The following is a 26,149-nucleotide window of genomic DNA, read 5'->3' as shown; positions in this document are numbered from 1 at the left end:
GCGGCACGGCGGATTGAAGCAATCGTTGAATGACGTGAAGCAATCGACCAAAAATTCGTGATTTTCCAAGGTTTTCGGCCCATATCCGGTAATGACGGCGGTCGGTGATTGCCTCGTCTGACCATTCATTGCCGCACAGGCGATCGCTCATCTGCACTGACGGTTTTTGCTTAATTAAGCTGAAAAAAACTGAAAATTCTCTGACTCGGCTGAGGTCAGGGTGCGCACACGGGTTCGAAATTCCGGGGATTCGCCTGCCTGGTAGTTTGGTTATATAAGTAGGACGTTTCGTCAAATACAAAAATCAAAATTTTTGTTACCGTGATCAACTGAAGTGTGTTTAATAAAAACTCAATGAGAATTGTTTCATTTTACGGGGACGATTTTCCCTGGCTTTCCAGGCAGGCGGCCGATTTGCAAGACCCCGTGACGGAAGCCATCTCGCTGGGTTTTCGCGGCATTTGCCAATAACGATCGTCGATCAATGCGACGCCATCTCCATGGCGTCGCCGAACACGGAGAAAACATCGTGTCTGCTTCATGCTTGTCATCGGGCGCTTCGATCACAGATGACGGGGCCGCGGCCGCCGCGCCCGAGGATAGAACGTCCGCGCACGGCGTCTTCTGGATCGCCGGATATGCACGCTCGAGCGATGGCGCGCGGCACGTCTCCGAGCATCTCGGCGCGGGCTGGCGCGTATGCGAGCTCGATGCCGATCCTGCGGACGAGACGGCGCCGACGGTCGAATGGCTCGCCACGCGCCTGCTCGAACGCATCGTCGCGCTGCAGCCGCGCGGGCCGTACCGGCTCGCGGGATGGGCGTCGGGCGGCCTGCTCGCCTACGAAGTGGCGACCCAGCTGGCCGGGCGGGACGAGACCGTCGAGTTTCTCGGCATCGCCGATGCGTCGCTGGCGGCGCACGCAGCCCGGCCCGGGCAGGCCGCCGATGCGCCGCCTGGCATGCGTCTCGTCGAACTGGTCGCAAGCGTCGGGGCGGTCACGGAGGCGCGCGACTTGCGCCGGGCCGAATGGCTGCGGCTGTTCGACGGTGAGGCGGGCGGCGGCGCGCGCGCGATCGATCCGCGCGATCTGTTCGACGGCGCGGCGGCGCCGGATTTCGCCGGGATCGCGTCCCGGTGCCGCGACGCGGGGCTGCTGCCGTCCGGGTTGCGTGGCCTGAACGACGTGCAGTTGCAGCGCTGGCTCGACCGCTGGGCAGCGCTCGATCACGCATTCGCGCATTACGAGCCGTTTTCGCTGCCGCTGCCCGTTCACTGGTTCGAGCTGCGCGGCGCCGGCGCGGACGCCGCGACGTTGCCGGATCGCGCGGACGGCTGGGCGGCACGGCTCGATCCCGGCGTGTGCCGCGTCGTCGACGTGCCGGCGCGGGTCCCGGCGGCTGGCGGCGTCGCGCCGGCGCTCGGCCGTGCGATCGCGCATGCGTTGAAGGACGCGCGTGCCGCGGCAGCCGACGGCGAAGGCGAGCGCACCGCACACCCGCCGCAGACGAGCTATCTTCCGCACCTGCCGATCCAGCGCGGGACACCCGGTTACGCGCCCGTCGTGCTGATTCCGGGTGCGGGCGACAACGTCGCGACGTTCCTGCCATTCACGATCGCGGTGGAGCGGGGCTGGCCGATGCACGGCCTTCAGCCGCGCGGCCTCGACGGCGTGCTTGCGCCGCACGTGAGCGTCGCCGCGGCGGCGGCGGCTTACCTTCCGGTCGTCGAACGACTGGCGGCCGACGCGCGCGAGCCGCTGCACCTGATCGGCCACTCGTTCGGCGGCTGGGTCGCGCTGGAAATCGCGTGCCGGCTGCAGGCGGTCGGCCGCCCGCCCGCGTCGCTGACGATCGTCGACACCGAGGCGCCGGCGTCGGCCGGCCGGCTGGGTCGCCAGTACACGTTCGCGAGCGTCGTGTGGAATCTCGTGCATGCGCTCCAACAGGCCACCGGCCGCCCGCTCGGCATCGAGCGCGACGCGTTGTTTCGCGCGGACCGGCGCGGGCAGTGGGCGATGCTCCATCGCGGAATGGTCGACGCTCGCATCATCCGCGGCGGCTCCGGGCCGCGCGACGTGCAAGGCATCGTGCGCACCTACGGGACGGCGCTGCGCACCGCGTACCGTCCGGCCGACGTCTATGCCGGGCACGCGACGCTGGTGCTCGCCGCCGACTGCGATGAACCGGCGCGCAGTCTCGCGCCCGACGACGTGCTGTCCGGCTGGCGGCGCTTCGCGCCGCGGATGGCCCTGTGGCGCTGTCCCGGCAATCACTACACGATGATCCGGCCGCCGTATGTCGAGCGCTTCGCGCAGTGGTGGCAACAGGCGGTGCGCGGCCAAGTGGCCGAGGCCGCCGCCGGGCCCGCGCACGACCTGGCGTCGAACTGACGGGAACCCCAGGCGTGGCGATGCAACGGGCGCGGCGTGAGCCGCGCCGGCGTCGCGTCGCCGCCTTCAAGCACGCATTACAAGGAGAGTCAGATGGTCGAAGTCTTCGCGAAGCTCGGCAAGGTGATTTCGAGCGCGGGCAGTGAGCGGTTCGCATCCGACATGCACGCGCTGCTGGCCGAGTCGGTTCCGCTCGCGATCACCGGGATCACCGAATGGACGCTCAACGAGCCGGCGGGCAAGGTCGTCGACGTGCAATCGCTCGGCGCGTCCGGCGCGCCCCGCGACGACCTGCGGATGGTGCCGCCCGCGGAGCAGGTCGAGCGGGACCCGGCCGGGCATCCGCTCGTGAGCTGGATCGTGTCCGCCAGCGATCGGCAGTTGATTCACATCGACCCGCTCGCGCGGCGCGGCGACGCGATGCCGCCGCGCGGGACGGGCGCGGGATTCCAGTGCCATCTCGTGTCGCGCAAGGACAATCGTCGCTACGTGATCTCGCTGCATCGCACGTTGTCGCATCGCGACTTTTCGCTGCAGGAGATGTCGTTCCTGAAAAACTTCGCCGATACGCTGCTGCCGCTCGTCGAGTGGCATGCGTCGACGCGGCGGCATGGCGCGCCGGCGTGCGGGGCGCCGTGTGATCCGGCGACCGGTGCACGGGGGGGCGAGACGCTGCGCCGCGAGTTCGAAGCGCGGCTCGCGCGCGCGTCGGTCGTGCTGTCGGCGCGTGAAAGCGAAGTGTGCCTCGGGCTGCTGGCAGGCAAGATGCTGCGCGAGATGGCGGACGCGCTCGGCGTGAAGGAAAGCACGATTGAAACCTACATCAAGCGCGCGGCGGTCAAGCTCGGCATCAGCGGACGGCATGGGCTCACGAAATGGATGATCGACGATTGGGCGCCGTACGCGTCGGCCGCCTGACCGACGGCGGCGCACGCGCGCCGGCCGGGAGCGCCGACGCGGCAGCCGCCGCTCGGGACGCGCGCGGTTGTCCCGGCTTTCCGTTGCAGACATCGCGGCGCAGCGGTGCTTCAATCGACGTGCCGGGCTGAGCGCCGGCACGTCTCTTCCGTCATCGATCGCCTGGAATTCCTTCATGCAACAATCGACCGCCGCCGTACTGGACGACTCGACTCTCGACGTGCGCGTGCCCGGCACGATCCACGCGTTCCGGCATCTCGCCGCGAGCCTGCCGGGGCCCGTTCGCCTGTGTCTGTTCGACGATCCGTCGGATCGCCCGGCGTCGGGCGCACACGACGCGCAGCGTATCGTCGCGCACGCGTTCGCGCGCATCGGCGCGCGCGACGTACGGTTCGATCCCGACGGCGCCACGCGTCTTTCGTCGTTCGAACTGCTGATGAGCCGGCGCATCAGCGCGGCGTTCGACTACCGGTACGACCACTTCGACACGCCGGAACGGCTGGCCGGCGCGCTGCGCGCCGTGGACGACTTCGATTTCGATGCGCTGGGCGCCGGTGTCGAGCGCGTGCGGATCGCACGCGAACCGGGCGTCGCGCTGTCCGCGTATGCGGGCGCACGGCGCGACCGGTCCGCGGTCGTGCTCGCGTTGCCGTGCGGGATGCCGCTCGACCTGTGCCAGCGCTGGTTCGATGCGCTCGCCGAGCACCACTTCGTGCTGACCTGGGAGACGCGCACGCTGTTCGGCGCATGCGACGCGTTCGACGCGGCGCGCACCGACGTCGATGCGCAGGTCGACGACCTGTTCGCGGTGATGGATCGTTTCGGCGTCGGGCGGGCGCACCTGATGGGCATCTGCGGCGGCGCCGTCGTCGCGTTGCAGGCGGCGCTCGCGCAGCCGGCGCGGACGGCGTCGCTGAGCCTGTGGTACGGCGACTACAACCTGTCGGACGACGCGCTGCGCACGAAACATCAGCGCAACTACGCGTGGCTGATGGAAGCCGCCGCGCAAGGGCGCGACGTCGCACAGGATCTGCAGCGCATGTTCGCCGATCCGTCGACGCTCGTGACCGTGCCGGCCGAGATCGCGCACGCGGCGCTCTATCCGTATGCGAATGCGGAACTGATGTACCGGTATGCGAAGCTGAGCGATGCGCTCAACAAGGTCGACACGCTTGCGCTGCTGCCGTGCGTCGGCGTGCCGACCTTCGTCGTCGCGGGCGACGACGACGAGGTCGCGCATTGCGGCGGATCGGTGTTCGTCGCCGGCAGGATTCCGGGCGCGCGACTCGAGGTCGAGGTCGGCGGCAGCCATCCGAAGCTGTTCCGCGCGGCGGCGCCGTCGGCGTCGCGCGCGCTGCAGTTTCTTGCGGGCCACGCGTGATGCGCGAAGCGCCGCGGCGCGCGCGTTCCGGTGGTTCGGCGCGAACGTCGAAATCCGAACGTGGAAGGGTCAGCCGGCACATCTGACCGCCGGCGAGCTTGACGAACCCGTCGCGCAAGTGAAACCGGTCGACGTCGACAGGCGCGACGCCGGGCCAACAGCACCATGGCGCCTGTTGAAGCGGCCCTTCAGGCGCCGATCAACGGCGACGTGCGTTCGAGCCGGGGCGGCCCGTCGCCAGCCTCGTCGAGCATCCAGCGGGTGAGCCCGTGACGCCCGCCGAAGCCGAGCTTGACCGCCGCGCGCTTCAGGTAGGTCTCGACGGTGCTTTCGCGCAGTGCGAAGCGCCTGGCGATGGCGGACACCGTGTCGCCGGAGAGCAGCGCGGTGCATGCCTCGATCTCCCGCGTCGACAACTTGACGCCGGCTTGCCGCAGGCGCTCGGCGAATCGTCGCGCGAGGCGCTCCCGGCCGGTTTGCGTCGCCGCGGGCGCGTCGACGGTGGAACGGGCGGCCGGTAAGTCGGAATCCAGCGCCGCGACGTGGCTCGTGACGATCGGGAACAGCACGTGCGAGAAGTCCTTGAGGAAGGTCCGCTCCTGCGGCGAGAAATCGTCGAACGCATTCGCGCGATACAACGAGATCAGGTAGCAGTGGCCCTGCTGGCCGGTTGCGAGATGGAATTGCGGTCCGGGCGTCGGCGCGATCGCGTCGTGCGCATCGAAGAAGCGCTCGAGCAGCGCCTGGGTCTGGACGGGGCAGGCGAGCGTGTCGTCGACATGCAGATGGCTGCCGCCCGAAGCCGTCCGCGCCGTCGCCGGCCTGCCTGCGCCGGTGCTCGACGGACCGGTTTGCGCGCGCGTCTCGCCGACGGCGCCGATGCTGCGCACCTTGAGATCGCCGTCGACCGCGAGCGCCGACAGGCGGATCCCGTCGACGGGGACCGCCGCGAAGATCAGGCTGTACATCATCCGGGGAAAGCGTCGGCTGCCGCTGCTCGAGATCGCTTCGCCGATGTGGGTGAACAGTCTGCTGAACTCCATGAAAAATTCCTGGTGACGTTGAACCGGCGCTTGCACGCCGAGGCCTGTTCGCAACGAGCATCGCACGGCACGCGGCCCTGGCGGCGGCTTGCCCCGCGATGGATGGGTGAACGTGCGTGACAAGCGTGAACGGGCCCTCGGATGCCGACGTGATTTAAACACCCGGCCGCAGCGGCGTCTGTAACGGATAGCCGGGACAAGCGCATGGCCGCCGTACCGCCGGCGCTGCGACGACGGCTCCGTCGCGCGGGCGACTGTCCCACTTTTCTGCGACAGACAGCGCGATGCGCCGATGTTTCAATCGGTGTATCCGGTGCCTGATGCGGTCGCCCGTCCGGGCGATCCGCCGTTCGTTGAAAAGGGGGATTGCAGTGCACGTTTCCGAATCGACCCGAGGCGACCCTCGCGTGACGGAGCGCCGTCGTCCGGACGGCCGCTCGCTGCATCACGCATTCGGCCAGCGTGCGCGCGAATTCCCGGCGCGCATCGCGGCGTCCGACGAGACGCGGCGGCTGACCTATGCGGAGCTCGATCACCTGGCGTCGGCGCTCGCGCGCGAGCTGCGCGAACGGGGCGTCGCGCGCGGCGCGCTCGTCGGCCTCTGCATGACGCGCGGCGTCGACATGCTCGTCGCGCTGCTCGGCATCCTGAAGGCGGGCGGCGCCTATCTGCCGATCGATCCGGCCTATCCGCGCGAACGCATTGCGCATGTCGTCGCGGACAGCGGCGTCGAAGTCGTCGTCTGCACGTCCGATACGCTCGAGCGGCTGCCCGGCGACAACCTGGCGAACGTGCGCGCGCTCGCGCTCGACGCGATGCTGCCCGCGCTCGCGGCGAGCGCGCCCGAGGACGGCTACGTCGATCCGGAGTCGAGCCCGGACGATCTCGCCTACGTGATCTACACGTCGGGCTCGACCGGCAAGCCGAAGGGCGTGATGGTCGAGCATCGCAACGTGCTGCACCTGATCGAGCAGGCCCGCGCGTGGTTCGAGTTCGACGCGTCCGACGTGTGGTCGCTGTTCCACTCGATCGGCTTCGACTTCTCGGTGTGGGAAGTGTGGGGCGCGTGGCTGACCAGCGCGCAGGTCGCCGTCGTGCCGTACGCGGTGTCGCGGGAGCCGGCCGCATTCCACCGCTGGCTCGCGCAGCACCGCGTGACGATCCTCAACCAGACCCCGTCGGCGTTCCGGCAACTCGATGCGGTCGATCGCGGCGCGTCCGTCCCGCTCGCGCTGCGCTACGTGATCTTCGGCGGCGAAGTGCTGCCGCCGTCGCTGGTCGCGCCGTGGCTCGCGCGCCACGGCGACGCGCGTGCGCAGCTCATCAACATGTACGGCATCACCGAGACGACCGTGCACGTGTCGTTCAAGCGGATCACGCCACGCGACACGCAGGCGGCCGCGAGCCCGATCGGCCTGCCGCTGCCGCACCTGCGGCTGCACCTGCTCGACGCGCACGGGCGGCCCGTCGCCGGCGGCGCGACGGGCGAGATCTACGTCGAGGGCGAGGGCGTCGCGCGCGGCTACCTGAACCGGCCCGAACTGACCGCGGCGCGCTTCGTGCAACTGCGCTGCCCGCAGACGGGCGAGCCGGTGCGTGCGTACCGGACGGGCGACCTCGCACGGCGCGGCGAGGACGGCGAATACGTGTACGTCGGCCGCGCCGACGAGCAACTGAAGATTCGCGGCTTCCGGATCGAGCCCGGCGAGATCGAGGCGACGCTGATGCAGGGCGGGTGGCTGGACGCGTGCCACGTGTGCGGCCACGACTACGGCGAAGGCGATTGTCGACTCGTCGCGTACGTCGTGCCGGCGCACGATGCGCAGCGCACGACCGACGCGACGATAGCCGGCCTGAAGGCGCGCGCGGCCGCGCATCTGCCGGATCACATGCGGCCATCGGCCTACGTCGTGCTGGCCGCGCTGCCGCTGACCGCGCACGGCAAGATCGACAAGCGCGCGCTGCCCGCCCCCGAAACGGCGGCTTGGGCGCCGGCCGCGGAACCGGACGCAGATGCGCCGCGCACCGACGAGCTGGCCGCCGTGCTGCAGGTGTGGCGCGAGCGGATCGGGCTCAAGGGCATCGGGCCGGACGACGATTTCTTCGGGTTCGGCGGTACGTCGCTCGCGCTGATTCGCTCGTTCGTCGAACTGAAATCGCGTTATGGCGTCGAGTTCGAGCTCGGCGCGCTCAGGCGCGGCGCGACGGCGGCGGCGCTCGCGGGCTTCATCCGGTCGCGTCGCGCCGATGCGCCGGTTCAGGCTTCCTGATGCGCGTAACGTCGTGTGCGTCACTCGTTGCGCTGCTCGTCGTACTGCCCGGCTGCATGCTCGGGCCGGCGTACCGGCCGCCCGACGCGGCGTCGCTGAAGATCCCTGCCGCGTGGCACGCGACGCTGCCGCACGACGGCAGCGTCGTCGCGCTCGCGCGCTGGTGGCGGCAGTTCGACGATCCGGCGCTGACGGGGTTGATCGACGCGGCGCAGGCGGACAGCCCGACGATCGACGCGGCGCTCGCGCGGATGCGGCAGGCGCGGGCGAGCCGCGCGACCAGCGTGGCGGGCCTGCTGCCGAAACTCGACGGCATCGCGTCGTTCAACCGGTCGAACGCGAACACGCAGGCGGTGACGTCGAACGATGTCAGCCAGTCGACGTCGGTTCAGAGCGGCGAGCTCGACACGTCGCGCGCGGGCCTGCAGGCGTCGTGGGAACTCGATCTGTTCGGCAAGGCGCGGCGCGCGCTGCAGGCCGACGATGCGCGCGTCGCATCGCGCGTCGGCGAATGGCATGACGCGCGCGTGAGCGTCGCGGCCGACGTGGCCGACGCGTATTTCCGCACGCGCGCGTGCGAATCGCTCGTCACCGCGCAGGAGGACGAGCAGCGCTCGCGGACCGCGACGGACTCGGTGACGCGGCAGCGCGTCACGGCCGGCTTCCTGTCGCCGTCGGATGCGACGCTGCCGCAGGCGTCGCTCGCGGAGGGCGAAGACGTACTGGCGCGCCAGCGCGCCGAGTGCGAGGCGGACCGCAACGAGCTCGTCGCGTTGACCGGCCTGTCGCGCGATGCGCTCGACACGCGGCTCGCGGCGGGCTACGCGAAGGTGCCCGAGCCGCGCGGCGGTGCGCTCGACGCGCTGCCGGCGCGCACGATCGAGCAGCGGCCCGACGTGCGTGCGTCGGAGCGCACGCTGGCGGCGGCCAATGCGGAGATCGGCGCGGCGATCGCGGCGCGTCTGCCGTCGGTGTCGCTGTCCGGCTCGATCGAGATCGACCGCTATCAGGCGGGCGGCGGCCAGTCGTTGACGCTGCGGCCGTGGATGTTCGGCCCGACGCTCACGCTGCCGCTGTTCGACGGCGGCACCGGCGCGGCGCGCGTCGAAGGTGCGCGCGGGCGCTACGACGAGGCGCTCGCAAACTACAAACGAAAAGTCAGGCAGGCGGTGATGGAAGTCGAAAACGCGTTGGTGCGGGTCGAGGCCTCGGTCGGGCGTGAACGGGCCGCGCTCGTCGCGCAGGAGAACTACAAGCGCTACGCGCAGACCGTCGAGCGGCGGTTTCGCGTGGGCTCGAGCGACGTGCTCGAAGTCGAGACCGCGCGCCGGCAGTACGTGACGAGCCGGCAGTCGGTCGCGTCCGCGCGGCTCGAGCGCGCGCAGGCGTGGGTGGCGCTGTACCGCGCGGTCGGCGGCGGTTGGCAGGCGAGTGGCGCAGCGGACGACGGGCAGGCCAGGACGGATGCGGCGCACGGTGCGCCGGCGGCGACGGAGGGGCAGGCGACGGGCAAGGCGCCCGCTGCGAGCGACGCGCGCACGCCGATCGTGAGCGAGGCGGCGCGATGAACGGCCGGCACACCACGCGCGCGGCGGCGCTGGCGATCGTTGCCGCGATGCTCGCGGGCGGGTGCGGACCGTCGCAGCCGAGCGCGCCGTCGGCCGATTCGGCCGCTAACCCGGGCACGAACGCGGCCGCGCCTCGAACCGGCGATTCGTCCGATGCCGCCACCGCCGGTCACGCCGCGCTCGGCGTGCGCCTCGTCGCGCCCGACGTGCGGGACTGGGAGACGCGCGAAGAGGCGAGCGGCGCCATTGCCGCCTATGACGAGATCGAGCTGACGGCGCCCGGCGAGCTGCCGCTCGCGGCCGTCGACGCGCGCGTCGGCGACCGGGTCCGCAAGGGGCAGGTGCTGGCGCGGTTCGATACGGCCGGCCTCGCGGTGAAGCGTGCCGACGCCAATGCGGCCGTCGCCGAGGCGAATGCGCGGCTCGCGCAGGCGAGCGCGCAGCTCGACGGCGCGAGGACGCTCGACGAAACCGGCTCGATCAGCCGGCAGGAGCTGATCAAGGCCCAAACGCAGCAGAAGGTGAGCGTCGCCCAGCTGGCCGGCGCGCGTGCGCGTCTCGCGGGCGTCGAGTTGCAGCTGCGCCGCGCGATCGTGCGCGCGCCCGACGACGGCGTGATCGCGGCCAGCAAGGCGATCGAGGGCGCGGTGCCCGCCGCCGGCGCGACGCTGTTTACGCTGATCCGCGGCGGCCGGCTCGAGTGGCGTGCGCAACTGGGCGCGAGCGCGCTCGCCGCGGTTCGCACGGGGCAGCCCGTCGAACTCGCGCGCGCGGACGGCGGCACCGCGCGCGGCGTCGTGCGCCAGGTGGCGCCCGTGCTCGACAAGGCGACGCTCGCGGGCATCGTCTACGTCGACCTGCCGGCGGACGCCGGCTTGCAGGCGGGCGGCTTCGCGTCCGGCGCGATCGTGACGGGGCGCACGCGCGCGCTCACGCTGCCCGACGCGGCGGTGGTCGCGCGCGACGGCTTTCATTACGCGTGGACGGTCGACGCGCGCCAGCGTGTCCATCCGGTCAAGCTCGTGCGCGGCCGCGCGCTGGATGGCCGCGTCGAGGTGCTCGCGGGCTTGCGGCCGGACACGCGCGTCGTCGCGTCGGGCGCGGGATTGCTCGACGAAGGCGATGCGGTGACGATCGTCGCGGGCGGCGACGCCGGCCAGCCCGCAGCGGCAAAGCGGCTCGCACCCACACCCACCCCCGTGCGCGTGGCAGGAAACGAGGGCGCGCGATGAACTTTCTCGAATGGTCGGTGCGCCGGCCGCTGCCGACGATCCTGCTGTTCGCGCTGCTGTGCGTCGGCGGCGCGCTGGGCTTTCGCGCGTTGCCGGTCGCCGAGTTGCCGAGCGTCGATGCGCCCGTCATCACGATCGACGCGAGCCTGCCCGGCGCGACGCCGTCGCAGCTCGAGCGCGACGTGACGCGGCCGATCGAGCAGGGCGTGGCCGGGCTCGGCGCGGTCAAGCGCGTGCTGTCGCGCGTGACGGACGGCCGCTCGCACACGACGGTCCAGTTCGCGCTCGAGGCCGATCCGCGCGACGCGCTCGAGCGCGTGCGCGCCGCCGTCGGCCGCGTGCGCGGCCAGCTGCCGCCGGACCTGCCGGAACCGGTCGTCGCGCAAGAGCGCATGGAGCGCGTGCTGCTCGTCTATGCGGTGTCGTCGGCGCGGCTCGATCCGGTGGATCTGTCGTGGTTCGTCGATTCGACGCTCGGCAAGGCGCTGCGCGCGGTGCCGGGCGTCGCGCGGGTCGTGCGGCAAGGCGGCGTGGACCGGCAGATCGACGTCGCGTTGAATCCCGTCGCGCTGCAGGGGTTGCGCATCGATGCGAGCGACGTCGCGAAGCAGGTGCGCGCGCGGCTCGCGGATGCGCCCGCCGCGCGCGTCGATATCGACGGCCGCGCGCAGTCGGTGCGGATGGCGCAGGCGGCCTCGGGCGTCGCGGCGCTCGGTGCGTTCGACCTGGCGCTGAGCGACGGCCGGCGCGCGACGCTCGCCGATCTCGCGACGATCCGCGACGCGACCGCGAGCCCGACGCAGGACGCATTGCTCGACGGCCGTCCGGTGGTCGGCGTGCAGGTGATGCAGGCGCCGGGCGCGGACGAAGTGCGCGTCGCGCAGGGCGTGCGCGACGCGATCGAGCGGCTGCGGCGCGCGCACCCGGGCGTCGAGGTGCGCGCCGTGGCGGACTACGTCGAGCCGATCCAGCGCGTGTTCGATGGCGCGATGTCCGCGCTGTACGAGGGCTGCGTGCTGGCCGTCGTGATCGTGTGGCTGTTCCTGCGCGACTGGCGCGCGACGCTCGTGTCGGCGTCGGCGCTGCCGCTGTCGATTCTGCCCGCGTTTCTCGCGATGGCATGGCTCGGTTTCTCGCTCAACCAGCTCACGATGCTCGCGCTGATTCTCGTGATCGGCGTGCTCGTCGACGACGCGATCGTCGAAGTCGAGAACATCGCGCGCCACCTCGGCGACGGCAAGCCGCCGCGCGTCGCCGCGCTCGACGGCGCACGCGAAATCGGCGTCGCGGTGATCGCGACGTCGCTCACGCTCGTCGCGGTGTTCCTGCCGACTGCGTTCATGAGCGGCGCGATCGGCCGCTACTTCAAGCAGTTCGGCTGGACCGCGGCGGCGGCCGTGCTCGCGTCGCTGGCGGTCGCGCGGATGCTCACGCCGATGATGGCCGCGTACGGGCTGCGCCGCGCGCCTCCGCCGCACGACGACGGCCGCGCGATGCGCGGCTATCTCGCGTGCGTGCGGTGGTGCATCGCGCGGCCGTGGCGCTGCCTGCTGGTCGGCGCGGCGTTCGTCTGCGCGTCGTTGGCGGCGCTCGCGGCGCTGCCGAAGGCGTTCCTGCCGGCGCAGGATCGCGCGGAGATCGTGGTTGGCGTGCAGGCGCCGCCCGGCAGCGATCTCGACGCGACGCGCGCCGCCGTCGAGGCCGCGCGGCGCGCAGCCGTGGGCGTGGCCGAGATCGCATCGGTGTACACGACGCTCGGCGAGCGCGGCGCGGCGGGCGACGCAACCGATGCAGCCGTGCTGACGTTCGCGCTGACGCCGCCCGCGTCGCGTGCACGCTCGCAGGCGCAGGTCGAGGCCGAGCTGGCGCGCCGCTTCGCCGCGGTGCCGGGCGTGCGCTTCACGGTTGGCGACAAGCAGACGGACAAGGTGGTGTCGATCGTGCTGTCGAGCCGCGACGGCGGCCTGCTCGACGACACCGCGCGCCGTGTCGAGCGGGCGCTGCGCGCGGCGCCCGGGCTCGGCGCGGTTGCCTCGACGGCGGCTTCGCGCCGGCCGGCGCTCGCCGTCGTGCTCGACGGGCCGCGCGCCGCCGCGCTCGGCGTCACGCGCGACGCGGCGGCCGACGCACTGCGGGTGGCGACCGCGGGCGACACGCCCGAGCGCCTGCCGCGGCTCGACGTCGGCGGCAGGCAGGTGCCGGTGCGCGTGCATGCGGCGGACGGCGCGGGCGACTGGCTGTCCCGGCTGCCGGTGCCGGCGCGCGACGGCAGCGTGCCGCTGGCGAGCGTCGCGCGCCTGGTCGAGGACAGCGAGCCCGCGCAGATCGACCGTCGCGACGGCGAGCGCTACGTGACGCTCGACGTCGGGCTCGCCGACCGTCCGCTCGGCGACGTGATCGCGCAGGTCGACCGGCTGCCGGCGCTGCGCGACCTGCCGGTCGGCGTGCGCCGCAGCGCGAGCGGCGACGCGGAATCGCTCGACGAGCTGTTCGGCGGCTTCTATTACGCGATGCTGTTCGGCCTCGCGTGCGTGTACGGCATCCTCGTGCTGCTGTTCGGCGGCTTCGTGCTGCCGGCGACGGTGCTCGTCGCGCTGCCGCTGTCGCTCGGCGGCGCGGCCGCGACGCTCGCGCTGAGCGGGCTCAGCCTGTCGCTGGCGTCGCTCGTCGGCCTGCTGATGCTGATGGGCCTCTGCACGAAGAACTCGATCCTGCTCGTGCAGTACGTGCTCGTCGCACGCGAGCGGCAGCGGCTGTCGCGCACCGACGCGATCGTCGACGCCTGCCGCAAGCGCGCGCGGCCGATCGTGATGACGACGTTCGCGATGATGGGCGGGCTGTTGCCGCTCGCGTTCGACGCACAGGGCGACGTGTTCCGCTCGGCGATGGCGATCACCGTGATCGGCGGCCTCGTCACGTCGACCGCGCTGAGCTTGCTGCTCGTGCCCGTCGCGTTCGTGCTGCTCGATGCGCTGCAGGCGCGGCTCGCGCGGCGGCTCGCGTCGCGCACGGGCGGCACGGCGCATGGAGGGGGGCGTGAGGGCGCGGACCATTCGGACGAGCGCGACGCTCACGGCGAGCGCGTGCCCGGCCTTGCCGTGTCACGAGACCATGTGCAGTAGATGAGAAGAATCTTGTGAAACGGCCGAGCGATCGATCTTTGTTCCAGCCTTGGTAAATAATTTAATTCAGTGGTGCGATTCGTAAATTCTTTGATTTAAATGGTATTGGTTTCACGCAAATATTTTAACGATCCATCTGGCTTCACGCGCGGCGTGCATTTAGAATGCCGCCAAGCTTTCGAGACGATTACTTCGATTTCTAAATTGTTTCATAAATAATTCGAAATCCTTAATTTGTTGCGCGTGGGTGAATTGATTGAATGGCTTTCCTCGTGCCTGTTTGCCTTTCGAGAAAAGTGCGCCGGAATACCTGCAGTTGAATCAACGGGACGTCATGTGATCGACCGGGCGTGCGCTGCGTCGCGCGTCGATGACACACGCCTGCCGCTTCGACAACACCCTTTTGCCATCGCGATTGAGGCTGCACGGGACGGGTACGGGCATCGTGCCCGGCCGGTGCCATGCCGTGATCGCGGACTTTGAACTCACACTTTTGCGAGCGCTGACAATGGACGACTTTTGCCGCGCGAACTTGCCCCCGATCGAGGATTGGCCGACATTCCTCCTTGATTTGCCGGGGCTGCAGTTTCCGCAATTTCTCAATTGCGCCGCCGCGCTGCTGGATGCCGCAGTCGAGGAACGGGGCTGGGCGGATCGCGTCGCGATCAGGACCGAATCGGGCCTGACGTGGTCGTATCGCGAATTGCGCGATACGAGCAACCGGATCGCCAACATGCTGGTCCACGATGCCGGCCTGGTGGCCGGCAACCGGGTGCTGCTGCACGGCACCAACCACCCGTTCCTCGCCGCGGCGTGGTTCGGCGTGGTCAAGGCAGGCGGCGTGGTCGTCACGACGATGCCGAAGCTGCGCGCGGGCGAACTGTCGACCGTCATCGACCGGGCCAAGGTCACGCACGCGATCTGCGAAGCCGCGCTGGCGGCCGAGCTCGACGCCGCGATGGCGCGCATGCAATGGCGTGGGGATGTGCGGCGCTACGACACGCAGGACGCCTATCCGGGTGACCGCTGGCTCCACGCCTATCCCGCCGCGTTCACGGCCGCCGAGACGCGTGCGGACGATCCGTGCCTCATCGCGTTCACGTCGGGAACGACCGGGGAGCCGAAGGCAACCGTCCATTTCCATCGCGACGTGATGGCGGCCTGCCACTGCTTTCCGCAGCACGTGCTCAAGCCCACCGCCGACGACGTCTTCTGCGGGTCGCCGCCGCTCGCGTTCACGTTCGGCCTCGGCGCGCTGCTGCTGTTCCCGGTCAGCGTCGGCGCGAGCGTCGTGCTGTTGCCGAAGGCGAACCCGGAACGCCTGCTGGCGGCCGTCGCCCGGCACCGGGTCAGCATCCTGTTTACGGCGCCGGCGGCCTATCGGGTCATGCTCGACCATCTCGACGATCACGACGTGTCGTCGCTGCGCAAATGCGTGGCGGCCGGTGAAGCGCTGCCGCCCTGGACGCGCGACGCATGGCACGCGCGGACCGGCATGCACCTGATCGACGGGATCGGGGCGACCGAGATGCTGCATATCTTTGCGTCGACCGGCGACACCGCGTCGAAGGCCGGCACGCTCGGCCAGGCCGTGCCCGGCTACCGCCTGGCGATCCTGGACGAGCAGGGCCGATGCCTGCCGCCCAATCAGATCGGCTTGCTGGCCGTGCAGGGGCCGACCGGGTGCCGCTACCTGAACGACGCGCGGCAACGCGACTACGTCAAGCACGGCTGGAACCTGACGGGGGACGCCGCCTACCTGGACGAGGAGGGCTATCTGTTCTATCAGGCCCGCGCGGACGACATGATCATCACCTCCGGCTACACGGTGTCGCCCGGCGAAGTGGAGCAAGCGCTGCTGCGCCATCCCGATGTCGCCGAATGCGCGGTCGTCGGGCAGATCGACGAATGGGGCGGCACGCTCATCTGCGCGCACGTCGTGCCGCAACCGGGCATCGAGGGCTCGGACGCGTTGACGACGCAGTTGCAGCAGCACGTCAAGGGCGTGATCGCGTCGTACAAATGCCCGCATCGCGTCACGTACCACACCGGCGGCCTGCCGCGCAACGGATCGGGCAAGTTGCAGCGCGCCGCACTCAGGCAGGCGGCCAATGGCGCGCTGCGTACTCCGAATCACACCGACCGAAACGAGCTCATCACCCTATGAAAATTCTTGGAGCCGCGGTGGCGCTGCCGGGCGCAGCGACCGCAGCACAACCCTTTGCCAACGATTACGCCGTCAAGGCAGCCCGGCAGGCGCTGCTGCAAGCAGGTTGCCTGCCGTCGGAGCTGGATCTGATCGTCAGCCTGTCGATTTCGCCCAGCCGGATGGCGGACGCGCCGGAGATCGCCGGGCCGCGGCTGGCGCACCCGGTGCAACGCGACCTGCGCGCGCGCCATGCGGCCGTGTTCGACCTGCTCGACGCGGACTGGACGCTCGCCCTCGATCTTGCGCAGAGCCATTGCCGGCAGCTCGGCTATCGACGCGCGCTCGTCGTTCGCGCGGAAGCGCTCGCGGATGTCGAGCAAGTCGCCGCGAGCGGCTTCGCCGACGGCGCGGGGGCGATCGTCCTGACGCCTTCCGGCCACGACCGCGGCTATTCCAGCCGCTACGCGGACCTCGACTCGCCCCCGTTCGCGACGCTCGACGCGCTTCCCGCGCGGCGCGTGAACGGTGCCCTGTCGCTGGCCCGGTTCGAGAGCCGGTTCGATCCCGCCACCGGTCGATTCGACGTCGAACCGGTCAATGCGGCTGCCGCGGTGCGCGCGATGGTCGACGCGGTGCAAAGCCGCATCGACCGGCCCGCCGCCAGGCTGTTTTGCGAATCGTGGATGAGCGGATGGCCGTCGATCGCCGCCGGCGCGGCGGGCGATCTGCGCATCGAGGTCGGCGCCGGGTCGACGGACAAGGCGGACACCGCGGACATCCCGAACGCGTTCCAGCTGCCCGCGTGGCTCGCGTCGCGCGTCGCAGATTCGATGTCCTTGCGTGACGATGAACGGACGGTGGTCGCCCTGACGCTGGATCCGTTCAGGCCGCGCATCGCCTGCAGCACGATGGAGGTCTGATGGCACACAACGTCCGAATCGCAAGTCTCGCCTGCCGCCTGCCGGCACGCCAGGTCCCCAACGACGATCCCGTGTTCGCGGGCGTCGAGCCCATTCCGGCGGAATGGTGGCAATTCTGGGGCATCGAATCGCGCTACATGATCGATGCCGATGCCGGCGAATCCGAGCTGGCGCTGGCCGAGCGCACGGCACGCGACGCGCTGGCCCGCGCCGGCGTGGCGCCCGCCGAACTCGACCTGGTGCTGTTCAACATGACGTCGCCGTTCGTCACGCACGCCGACGGCCGGCGCCGTTTCGCGCCACGGCTGGCGCGTGCACTGCGCGACCGGCTCGGCGCCACGCGCGCGCTCGACGCCGACGTCGAGATGGAATGCGCGAGCTTCGTGCTGCAACTGCAGCTCGCCGCCAACCTCATCAAGCAGGGGCGGGTGAAGCGCGCGCTGGTGTGCTCGTCGGAGCGCATGTCGGCGGTGGTCGACTACACCACCAAGTCGTCGACGAACTTCGGCGACGGCGCGGCCGCGGCCGTGCTCGTCGCCGAGCCGGCCGATCCCGACGGCGCCGATTGGCTGGATGCCGCGTATCACAGCGATGGAACGCGCTACGACCTCGCGACGATACGGTGGCGCAACGCCCGGGCCACGGCGGACGACGACGCGGCGCGCGACGCCGACAACCCGTTCGGTGCGTATTTCACGCTCACGCCCGAGGCGCAGGAGGCGATCTCGCGTTTCATGCCCGTCGCCATTCCCGATATCGTCGAGCGGCTGTTGCACCGGAGCGGGATCGGCGTCGTCGACGTAGACGCGATGGTGTTCCACCAGCCGTCGGCGCTGCTGGTGCGCTCATGGGCGCAGCGGCTCGGGCTCAAGCCGGACCAGTACGTGATACGCGTGGCCGATTGCGCGTGCCTCGTGTCGGCCGCCGTGCCGTTCGCGCTCTACGAGTCGATCCGGCAGGGCGTGATTCGGCCGGGATCGATGGTGGTGCTGGCCGGCGCGGGCGCCGGCTGGGGCTTCGGCGCGCAATTGTGGCGCTGGGGCGAAACCGTCGTGACCGACGCGCAAGACGTCGTCGCCGCCCTGACCGAACAGGAGGTACGGGCATGAGCACCCGACTCGTCATCGCCGGCATGGGCCACGCGCTGCCGGACCGGATCGTCGGCAACGACGAAGTCGCCGGCATGATCGACACCAGCGACGCGTTCATTCGCGAGCGCACCGGCGTCGTGGCGCGACGCTATCTCGCCCCCGGTCAGCACCTGGCGGATCTCGCGTGCCCGGCCGCGGAACGGGCGATGGCCGATGCCGGCGTGACGCCGCACGACGTCGACCTGCTGATCGTCAACACGCTGTCGCCGGATCATCACGATCCGTCGCAAGCGTGCTACATCCAGCCCCGGCTCGGCTTGCGGGAGGTGCCGTGCTTCGACATCCGCGCACAATGCAGCGGCGGGCTCTACGGGATCGAGATCGCGCGTCATTTCCTCGCGAGCGGCCTGTATCGCAACGTGCTGCTGATTTGTGCCGAGGCCCTGTCGCGGCGGATCGACACCAGCAACGCCGGCCGCAATCTGTCGATCCTGCTGAGCGACGGCGCCGCCGCGCTGCTGCTGCAGGCGACGGACGACCCGGCGCGCGGGCTGGTCGACCTGTCGCTCGGCGCCGACGGCACCCAGTTCGACCTGCTGATCACCGAGGCCCCCGGTGCGCGCCGCCCGCGCTTCATCGACGGCAACGACATCGCGGCCGGCCGGCACCATTTCCGGATGAAGGGCGGGCCGATGTTCGAAGACGCGACGCGGCGGATCGTCGACGCATGCCGGCAGATGCTCGACAAGCACCGGCTGACGATCGGGGATATCGGCCTGGTCGTGCCGCACCAGCCGAACCTGCGCATCCTCGACGCGGTCATCGGGCAACTCGGGCTGCCCCGCGAGCGCTGCATGATTTCCGTCGACCAGCTGGGCAACATGGCGAGCGCGGCGTTTCCGGTCGCGCTGTCGCTCGCGCGCGAGCAAGGCCGCATGCCGGCCGGGCAGCTCAACCTGCTGGTGACCTACGGCGCGGGCGCGACCTGGGCCTGCGCCCTCTATCGGAGCTGAACGACATGCTGAACGATTCCCCGGGGTGGATCGATTCGCGGCTGGCGCTCGTCGGCACGGCGGACGTGCCGCTGTACGTGATCGTCAACGACGAGGCCGCGACGCTGATCGAGGGCGGCCTGAGCGGCATGACGGCGCTCGTGTGGCGGCAGCTTCACGATTTGCTGCGGGACTTCGGCGGCATCCGGCATCTGCGCTACTGGTTCGTCACCCACTCGCACTATGACCATTGCAGCCTGCTCACGACGCTCAAGTCGCGGATGCCGTGGATCCACGTATCGGGTTCGCCCGACACCTTCGATGCGTTCCAGAGTCCGTCGGCCTGCCGAACCATCCGGCAGCTCGACGCACACGCATCGCAGTCCTGGGATCCCCCCGACGACAGCGATTTCACCGAGTTGCCCGAGCTGCCGTTCTATCCCGTCAATCCGGGCGCGCGGCTCGACATCGGCGGCGGCATGGAGATCCGGGCGATCGCGCTCCCGGGCCACAGCCGCTGCCAGTTCGGCTACTACTGCCCGCAACTGGACATCGGTTTCGTGTCGGATGCCCTCGGCGAGTTTCACGGCGCCACCACCTGGTTGCCGCTGGTCTTTCAGGACCTGTTCGCGTACCGGCACTCGCTGGACGTCATCGAGCAGCTGGAGGCACCGCGGCTCGCGCTGGGGCACCACGGCATCCTCACGGGCGAGCTCGCCCGATCGGCCGTGCGGCATGCGCGCGCCTGCCTCGACGCGCGCCAGGGCGATGCGCATGCCGTGCGCGGCAATGCCGCCGCCGCGCATGAGCTGGCCCACGCATGGACTGCGCGTTACGCGGCACGGAGCGAAAGAGTGGTGCCGCGCGCGCTGCATCTCAAAAGCATGGTGCGCATGATCGATCTGTTCCATCGCGCCGAATAGCCGCATCGTGATTCCTGCCGCAGCAAGGCATGGGCGCCGGCCGGCGCCGGGCCGCTGCTCGCTGTTTTCATTCTTCTTCCGACGACATCATGACCACTGCGACCTTGCCGACCACGCTGAGTGAATTGCTCCAGAACCGGGCCGCCACGCTTGGCGACCAAACCGCCTACGTGTTCCTGAGCGGCCCGCCCGAACAGGAACAGGCCTTGTCGATGACCTTCGCGGAACTCGACCAACGCGCCCGCCGGGTCGCCGCGCTGCTGCAACAGCATGCGGTCGACATCGGCGACCGGGTCCTGCTGCTGTGCCGGCCGGGGCTCGACTATGTCAGCGCCTTCATGGGCTGCCTGTACGCGGGCGCCGTCGCGGTGCCCGCGTACCCGCCGCGCAACAGGCAGCATATGGTGCGGATCGCCGGCATCGTCAGGAATGCAGGCGCGAACACGATTCTGTGCTCGCCCGACGACCTCGAGCGTTGCACGACCTGGATCGCCGATACCGAAGCATCCGGCAGCACGCTGCTCGACGTCGGGGCCGCCGAAGCGGTCGCGTTCCTGCCCGCGCCGGCCAGCGTGCCGCCGTCGCACACCGCCTTTCTGCAATACACGTCGGGGACCACCGGCACGCCCAAGGGCGTGATGGTGTCGCACGGCAACCTGATGCACAACCTCGGGATGCTGCGCGAATGGTTCGGCTACGACGAGCGGAGCACGATGGTCAGCTGGCTGCCGCCGTATCACGACATGGGCCTGATCGGCGTGATCCTGACGTCGCTCTACGGCGGCTTCCGGTGCGTCCTGATGGCCCCGGAACGCTTCATCCAGCATCCCTACCTGTGGTTGCGCGCCATCAGCCAATATCGCGCGGATCTGACGGGGGCGCCGGACTTTGCCTACCGGATGGCCTGCCGGCGAGTCTCCGACGAACAACTGGCGACGCTCGACCTGTCGTGTCTCCGGACCGCCTATAACGGCGCCGAATCCGTGCGCGCCAGCACGTTGTCGGACTTTGCCAAGCACTTCGCCACCGCGGGCTTTGCCGCCGGGAGCTTTCGGCCGTGCTACGGGCTGGCGGAGGGGACGTTGTTCGTCGCCGGCCGCACGGCGCAGCAGCCGATCCGGACGGTGTGCGTCGACCAGGCCGCGCTCCAGCGGCAATCCGTGGTGATCCGCGGCGAGTTCTCGGGTGTCTCGCCGGCTTCGCTCGATCGCCCGGGCGAACGGGTGCTGGTCGGCGTGGGCCGTCCTGCCGGCAACCAGCGCGTGATCGTGCGCGACCTGCAGACGAACCAGGGTTGTGTCGACGGGGCCATCGGCGAAATCTGCGTGGCCGGGCCGAGCGTCGCCGCCGGATACTGGCAATTGGACGAGCAGACGCAATCGACCTTCCGGCACACGCTGGCGGGCAATCCGGATCAGGCGTTCATGCGGACCGGTGATCTCGGCTTCATGCTGGGCGGCGAGCTCTACGTCACCGGCCGGCTCAAGGACATGGTCATCCTCGCCGGCCGCAACTACTACTCGGAAGACATCGAGTACGCGCTGATCGTCGGCGTGCCGGAACTGGTGCCGAACGGCTGCGCGGCCTTCATGGACGACCAGGTCGACACGGAGCGCCTGATCGTCGTGGCGGAGGTCGAGCGCACGCAGCGCAAGGGCAATCTCGACGGCTTCATCGACGCGATTCGCCAGGCGATCTGGAATCGCCTCGACATCGGCCCGAGCGCGATCGTGCTGGTGTCGCCCGGCAGCGTGCCGAAAACGTCGAGCGGCAAGGTGCGCCGCAGCACGTGCCGCACGCAGTTGCACGACGGCGAGCTGACGATCCTCGCGCAGTGGGACGTCGATGCCGGCGCGCACACGCCGGAGCCGGCGCGCGGGCGGCCGGATGGCCCGCCACCCGCGCGCCCGGCCGCCGCCGCCGACGTGCCGCCGGCCGGCGCTCACCGGCGGCATGACGACGCCACCGTCGACGCACTGAACGACTGGCTCCGGCACTACGCACGCACGCGGATCGATTCGCGCACCATCGACGAACGTCGCACCATTCCGCCGCACGTCGTACTCGATTTCGGGAACCAGGGCCTGCTCGGCATGCCGATCGACCGCTCGTATGGCGGCCTGGGCCTCACGCATCGCGATACGTTGCGCGTGATCGCTCAACTGGGCGCGATCGATTCGACCCTGGCTTTCTTCGTCGGCCTGAACAACACGCTCGGGATCCTGCCGATCATGCAGCATGCGCAGACGCCATTGCGCGACGAATTGTTGCCGAGCCTCGCGAGCGGCCGGATGCTCGCCGCGTTCGCGATGAGCGAATCGGCCGCGGGCTCCCATCCGCGCGCGATCACCTCCCGCGCGCGGCGCATCGACACCGGCGACTGGCTGGTCTCCGGAAACAAGCGCTGGAGCGGCTCGTCCGCGTGGGCGGGGATCGTCAACGTGTTCGCCAGGCAGGCCGACGGCACCGGGATGGTCGGCCTGGCGGTGCGTCCCGGCACGCCGGGCGTGCGGATCGGCGCCGAGGAACTGACGATGGGCGTGCGCGGCATGATCCAGAATTCGCTGCACCTGGACCGGGCGCGGATCAGCGATGCTTGCCGGCTCGGCGGTATCGGGCAGGGGATGTCCGTCGCGCAGCAGGCGATGAACATTGCGCGCCTGGGCATCGCGGCCGTCTGCCTGGGTGGCATGAAGCGCTGTGCGCAGCTGATGCATCGCTACGGCGCGCGGCGCCGGATCGGCACCAGCCTGCTGCTGGACAATCCGCTGAGCCGCCTGCGCCTGGGCGAGCTGCGGCACCGTATCGACGGGCTCGATGCGCTGGTCGAGCACCTGGCCGCCGAGCTGGACCTCGGGGTCGCGGTGCCCGAGGACTGCCTGCTGATCTCGAAGATCCTCGGCTCCGAGCTGCTGTCGCAATCGGCCGACGAGATGATGCAGTTCCTCGGCGGCCGGGGCTATATCGAAACCAATCTGGCGCCGCAGATCTTCCGGGACGCGCGCCTGACCCGCATCTTCGAGGGGCCGACCGAAACGCTGCTGGTTCACCTGGGCAGCCGTCTGCTCAACGGCAGCGACGACTTGCTGCGCTACCTGGAGAGCACGCTGGGCGCCGGCGTGCTGGCCAGGGAGCTGCGCGAGCTGGGCGAGCAGCTGTCGCAAGACGGGCTCGCCAACGCGGCGAAACTCGACGGCGCCGCACACGCCGCCGTCTGGGTCAATTACTGGCTCGGCTCGGTCGCGCAATGGGGCTTGCTGCTGGCGGTGATCGAACGCGCGGCCGCGCAGCAGCGCATCGACGACGGGGCGCTGCGCTGGGTGCAGAACCAGTACGAACGCGCGATCGAGGCGGCCCAGCGGCAGGTCGGGTTGCGCTCCGCGCTGTCCACGTCGGCGGAATTGAACGACTGGGCGGAGCGCAACGGGTTCGAGATCGGCTCGATCGACCAGACGGTCCCGGGCGCCAGCCAACCCGTCGATCCGCTGCTGGGCGCCGAGCAAGGCGCGTCTTCGGACCTCGACGCGCCTGACGCGCCCGCCGGCGCGCACGCCAGTTCAGCGGCGGACCCGCTCGTGACCGAGCCGGCGAGCCGGGCCGATCGCGAGCGGGTCGAGTCCGTCGAACAATGGCTCATCGCGTGGCTGGGCGAGCGCCTCAAGCAGCGCAAGCTGCGGTTGACGCGCGAGACGACGTTCGCCGAGATCGGCCTCGACTCGATCCTCGCCGTCGAAATGACGCTGGTCGTCAGTGAAACCTTCAGCGTGACCGTCGATCCGGCGGCGGTCTGGGATTACCCGTCCATCCGCACGTTGGCCGCCCATCTCGCGCCCCGGATTCGCGGCGCCGCGCCGGCGGCGGCCGTTGCGCACGCCGCTTCGGATGCCCCTTCGCCCATTGCAGCTCAACCTGTGACCTTGTGAGACCGTCCAACATGCATACCCGCTTCGACTTGGGTGAATCGCCCACCGCGCTGGCCCGCCAGCTCGAACATTATCTCGACGCGTATCCCGACGAAACGCGCACGTTGCTCGGCCTGCCGGCCGGCACCGCGATCGGCGTCGAGGTGCTCGACGAGGCGCTGCCGGTCATGCTGCAGCAGCACACGCACGCGGCCACGCTGCGCATCGGCCGCCGCGACGCGCAGCGCGTGATGGCCTATACGCGCAGCTGCAACTGGGCGAACGGCATCGTGCTGGTGCCGACGCTGGCGCGCCTGGTGTTCGCCGGCGCATTCCACGGCCTGCGCGCCGGGACGCCGCGTGCGATGCGCGCGTTCGCGATGGCCCGCCGGTCCGACCCGGCCCGCAACCTGGGGGTGTTGTGGGGCGCCCTCAACCTGTTGAGCCTGGCCGGCTGGCTGACCCTCGATCGCGGCGACGAAGACGCCGAATATGCGCTCACCCCGGCCGGCGAATATGTCGTCGCGTGCGTCGAGCGCAGCCGGCCGCTGTTCGAGCAACTGGCGAACGCCACATCGGTGCTGCAGCATCTGCACGCGCTGTGTCATCGAAAACGCGCGGCGGCCGACGACAGCGAGCTGTATGCGCAGCTCGTGCGAATCTGCGTGGCGGGTTGGCCGGCGCTGCCGGCGCCGGCGAGCGATCTGGAGCGCCAGGTGAACGGGCAACTGCGCACGGCGATGGACGGCCTGCTGCTCGGTCCGACCTGGGTCGCGCTCGACATGCCGGTGTTCGACAAGCAGGCGGATGGCCAGTATTCGCAGACGGCGCCCGGCATCTTCGAGAAACTCGACGAGCAGCCCGGCGGGGTCGCGGTCGGCGCGTGGTCGCATGCGGATCCGGTCGTCCTGCACGCGGCATGGTCGCTGATGTGCAAGTTCGGCATGGCGGAAATCGATCGGGAACAGGTGCGCCTCACCGAGTCGGGCCGGATTCACCGGCCGATCGCCGCGCCTTACGCGGGGTTGCCCGCGTCCTACCTCCGTTCGTACGCGCTGCTCGACGAGCTCCTGTTCGGCAATCCCGACCCGCTCGACATCGACAGCGACGGCCACATCGATCGCGTGATGAACGTGTATGCGTCGAGCGGCGCGGGGTCGGGGCCGGCGTCGCAGGAAATCACGACGAAGATCCTGCGCAAGCTGTTCGACGACACGCCGCTGGATCGCCAGCCGGCCGGCATCGCCGACATGGGCTGCGGCGACGGCAGCGCGGTCAGGCGCCTGGCCGAATACGTCATCCACTCGACGCGGCGCGGCCGGCACCTCGTCGACTATCCGCTGCTCGTGATCGGCGCGGACTACAACGAATCCGCGCGAGGCCGGGCCGCCGCCACCCTGTCCGCGCTGAAGGACATCCCCGGCGTGCAGGTGCGCGTGATCGCCGCCGACATCTCCCAGCCCGACCGCTACGACGAAGCAGTGGCCGAAAGCGGGCTAACCGTGCGGCAGCCGGACGGCAGCGTGCGCCCGGTGCGGCTGAGCGACCTGTTGCATACCTTCATGTTCCTGGTCCACAACCGCCGGCTGAGCATCCGGCGCGAGGACGCGGCCGACGCGATACTCGAGCGCCATCTGCGCACCGTCGACCGAGCCCGCCTGCGCGCGGTCGCCGACCAGTACTATCCGGGCCGCCTGACGGTGTCGGACCAGGCCGAATACCCGATTGCGCTCGACGAGATCAAGCGAGCGTTCAAGGTCGCGTACAGCGATGCGCAAGGGCTCGTGCCCGGCTACGTGGCGGCGGCGGACCTGATCGATTTCCTGACCCGCTGGAAGCCCCACGCGAAGCACGGCTTCCTCATCGTCGAAGGCCATAGCCCGTGGGCGGAAAACCTCTGCGTGAACGCGCCGGGCGGACCGGACGCGTGGTTGCGCACCGAGCAGCTGCCGTCGGTGTTCAACTGGGGCATGCACTTCGTGTCGCGCCAGTTCATGGCGCCGTTCAACGAATTCATGCTTGCGCTGACGCTGGCCGGCCTGCGCCCCGACAGCCCGATCCATGGGCGGATTCATCCGGAAGGGTTCCCGGGGCCGGACCTGCTGAGCGACTATCGCTTCTTCAGCATTGCCAATTACGTGGCCGATGTCGGGATGAACCGCTAGGCCCGGTCGCGGCCGGTGCCGCCGATGTCCCGTCATTCGGTGGCAGACGCACGCCGACCCGCGCTCTACGATGGGTGCGTC

At 70.1% G+C, this 26,149-nt stretch carries 15 protein-coding genes; 14 read left to right on the top strand and 1 reads right to left on the bottom strand.

All coding sequences use genetic code 11. The features are described 5' to 3' along the window. Nucleotides 1-529: 529 nt before the first annotated feature. From AC5LXX_RS33280 to AC5LXX_RS33270, 3 genes are all read left to right on the top strand, one after another. Nucleotides 530-2,392: a thioesterase domain-containing protein gene (locus AC5LXX_RS33280; protein WP_493413481.1), complete on the top strand. Its 1,863-nt coding sequence runs from the start codon at nucleotides 530-532 to the stop codon at nucleotides 2,390-2,392. A gap of 93 nt (nucleotides 2,393-2,485) precedes the next feature. Continuing rightward, complete coding sequence (locus tag AC5LXX_RS33275; RefSeq protein WP_493413480.1) at nucleotides 2,486-3,310, top strand: helix-turn-helix transcriptional regulator; 825 nt, start codon at nucleotides 2,486-2,488, stop codon at nucleotides 3,308-3,310. A gap of 175 nt (nucleotides 3,311-3,485) precedes the next feature. After that, on the top strand, nucleotides 3,486-4,691 hold the full coding sequence (locus tag AC5LXX_RS33270; protein WP_493413479.1) for an alpha/beta fold hydrolase: 1,206 nt from the start codon (nucleotides 3,486-3,488) through the stop codon (nucleotides 4,689-4,691). Between the two features lie 188 nt (nucleotides 4,692-4,879). Here the strand turns inward: AC5LXX_RS33270 and AC5LXX_RS33265 are convergent, their stop codons facing one another. After that, nucleotides 4,880-5,734 (bottom strand): helix-turn-helix transcriptional regulator, encoded by an 855-nt coding sequence (locus tag AC5LXX_RS33265; protein ID WP_493413478.1) that lies wholly within the window; start codon nucleotides 5,732-5,734, stop codon nucleotides 4,880-4,882. A gap of 407 nt (nucleotides 5,735-6,141) precedes the next feature. On the opposite strand from AC5LXX_RS33265, the gene AC5LXX_RS33260 reads away from it, so the two are divergent. From AC5LXX_RS33260 to AC5LXX_RS33210, 11 genes are all read left to right on the top strand, one after another. Further along, a complete protein-coding gene (locus tag AC5LXX_RS33260) occupies nucleotides 6,142-8,004 on the top strand; it encodes an amino acid adenylation domain-containing protein (protein WP_493413477.1) in 1,863 nt (620 codons plus the stop codon). After that, nucleotides 8,004-9,572, top strand: coding sequence for an efflux transporter outer membrane subunit (locus AC5LXX_RS33255; RefSeq protein WP_493413476.1), 1,569 nt, complete (start codon nucleotides 8,004-8,006; stop codon nucleotides 9,570-9,572). The genes AC5LXX_RS33260 and AC5LXX_RS33255 overlap by 1 nt, the downstream gene beginning before the upstream one ends. Then, nucleotides 9,569-10,804, top strand: a complete 1,236-nt coding sequence (locus AC5LXX_RS33250; protein ID WP_493413475.1) for an efflux RND transporter periplasmic adaptor subunit — start codon at nucleotides 9,569-9,571, stop codon at nucleotides 10,802-10,804. The genes AC5LXX_RS33255 and AC5LXX_RS33250 overlap by 4 nt, the downstream gene beginning before the upstream one ends. Beyond that, the gene (locus AC5LXX_RS33245) at nucleotides 10,801-13,926 is read left to right on the top strand and encodes an efflux RND transporter permease subunit (RefSeq protein ID WP_493413474.1); all 3,126 of its coding nucleotides are present in this window, start codon (nucleotides 10,801-10,803) and stop codon (nucleotides 13,924-13,926) included. Before AC5LXX_RS33250 ends, AC5LXX_RS33245 begins: the two co-directional genes overlap by 4 nt. A gap of 508 nt (nucleotides 13,927-14,434) precedes the next feature. Continuing rightward, complete coding sequence (locus AC5LXX_RS33240; protein WP_493413473.1) at nucleotides 14,435-16,093, top strand: AMP-binding protein; 1,659 nt, start codon at nucleotides 14,435-14,437, stop codon at nucleotides 16,091-16,093. Further along, nucleotides 16,090-16,995 carry a beta-ketoacyl-[acyl-carrier-protein] synthase family protein gene (locus tag AC5LXX_RS33235; protein WP_493413472.1) on the top strand — a complete coding sequence of 302 codons (906 nt, stop codon included), beginning with the start codon at nucleotides 16,090-16,092 and terminating at the stop codon, nucleotides 16,993-16,995. Before AC5LXX_RS33240 ends, AC5LXX_RS33235 begins: the two co-directional genes overlap by 4 nt. Continuing rightward, a complete protein-coding gene (locus tag AC5LXX_RS33230; protein ID WP_493413471.1) occupies nucleotides 16,995-18,104 on the top strand; it encodes a 3-oxoacyl-ACP synthase III family protein in 1,110 nt (369 codons plus the stop codon). The genes AC5LXX_RS33235 and AC5LXX_RS33230 overlap by 1 nt, the downstream gene beginning before the upstream one ends. After that, on the top strand, nucleotides 18,101-19,099 hold the full coding sequence (locus tag AC5LXX_RS33225) for a ketoacyl-ACP synthase III (protein ID WP_493413470.1): 999 nt from the start codon (nucleotides 18,101-18,103) through the stop codon (nucleotides 19,097-19,099). Before AC5LXX_RS33230 ends, AC5LXX_RS33225 begins: the two co-directional genes overlap by 4 nt. Before the next feature lie 5 nt (nucleotides 19,100-19,104). After that, a complete protein-coding gene (locus AC5LXX_RS33220; protein ID WP_493413469.1) occupies nucleotides 19,105-20,001 on the top strand; it encodes an MBL fold metallo-hydrolase in 897 nt (298 codons plus the stop codon). An 89-nt stretch (nucleotides 20,002-20,090) separates the two neighbouring features. Further along, nucleotides 20,091-23,924 carry an AMP-binding protein gene (locus AC5LXX_RS33215; RefSeq protein ID WP_493413468.1) on the top strand — a complete coding sequence of 1,278 codons (3,834 nt, stop codon included), beginning with the start codon at nucleotides 20,091-20,093 and terminating at the stop codon, nucleotides 23,922-23,924. An 11-nt stretch (nucleotides 23,925-23,935) separates the two neighbouring features. Beyond that, nucleotides 23,936-26,068: a class I SAM-dependent methyltransferase gene (locus AC5LXX_RS33210; protein ID WP_493413467.1), complete on the top strand. Its 2,133-nt coding sequence runs from the start codon at nucleotides 23,936-23,938 to the stop codon at nucleotides 26,066-26,068. Nucleotides 26,069-26,149: the final 81 nt, after the last annotated feature.

The organism is Burkholderia torrens (assembly GCF_984668525.1).
The sequence above is the reverse complement of the archived record's forward strand: the minus strand, read 5'-3'. Positions and strand labels throughout refer to the sequence as shown.

Coding starts and splice junctions, on each gene's coding strand:
- AC5LXX_RS33245 (WP_493413474.1), top strand. CDS start 10,801: ATGAACTTTCTCGAATGGTCGGTGCGCCGGCCGCTGCCGACGATCCTG.
- AC5LXX_RS33220 (WP_493413469.1), top strand. CDS start 19,105: ATGCTGAACGATTCCCCGGGGTGGATCGATTCGCGGCTGGCGCTCGTC.
- AC5LXX_RS33210 (WP_493413467.1), top strand. CDS start 23,936: ATGCATACCCGCTTCGACTTGGGTGAATCGCCCACCGCGCTGGCCCGC.
- AC5LXX_RS33235 (WP_493413472.1), top strand. CDS start 16,090: ATGAAAATTCTTGGAGCCGCGGTGGCGCTGCCGGGCGCAGCGACCGCA.
- AC5LXX_RS33240 (WP_493413473.1), top strand. CDS start 14,435: ATGGACGACTTTTGCCGCGCGAACTTGCCCCCGATCGAGGATTGGCCG.
- AC5LXX_RS33275 (WP_493413480.1), top strand. CDS start 2,486: ATGGTCGAAGTCTTCGCGAAGCTCGGCAAGGTGATTTCGAGCGCGGGC.
- AC5LXX_RS33250 (WP_493413475.1), top strand. CDS start 9,569: ATGAACGGCCGGCACACCACGCGCGCGGCGGCGCTGGCGATCGTTGCC.
- AC5LXX_RS33225 (WP_493413470.1), top strand. CDS start 18,101: ATGAGCACCCGACTCGTCATCGCCGGCATGGGCCACGCGCTGCCGGAC.
- AC5LXX_RS33215 (WP_493413468.1), top strand. CDS start 20,091: ATGACCACTGCGACCTTGCCGACCACGCTGAGTGAATTGCTCCAGAAC.
- AC5LXX_RS33255 (WP_493413476.1), top strand. CDS start 8,004: ATGCGCGTAACGTCGTGTGCGTCACTCGTTGCGCTGCTCGTCGTACTG.
- AC5LXX_RS33230 (WP_493413471.1), top strand. CDS start 16,995: ATGGCACACAACGTCCGAATCGCAAGTCTCGCCTGCCGCCTGCCGGCA.
- AC5LXX_RS33265 (WP_493413478.1), bottom strand. CDS start 5,734: ATGGAGTTCAGCAGACTGTTCACCCACATCGGCGAAGCGATCTCGAGC.
- AC5LXX_RS33270 (WP_493413479.1), top strand. CDS start 3,486: ATGCAACAATCGACCGCCGCCGTACTGGACGACTCGACTCTCGACGTG.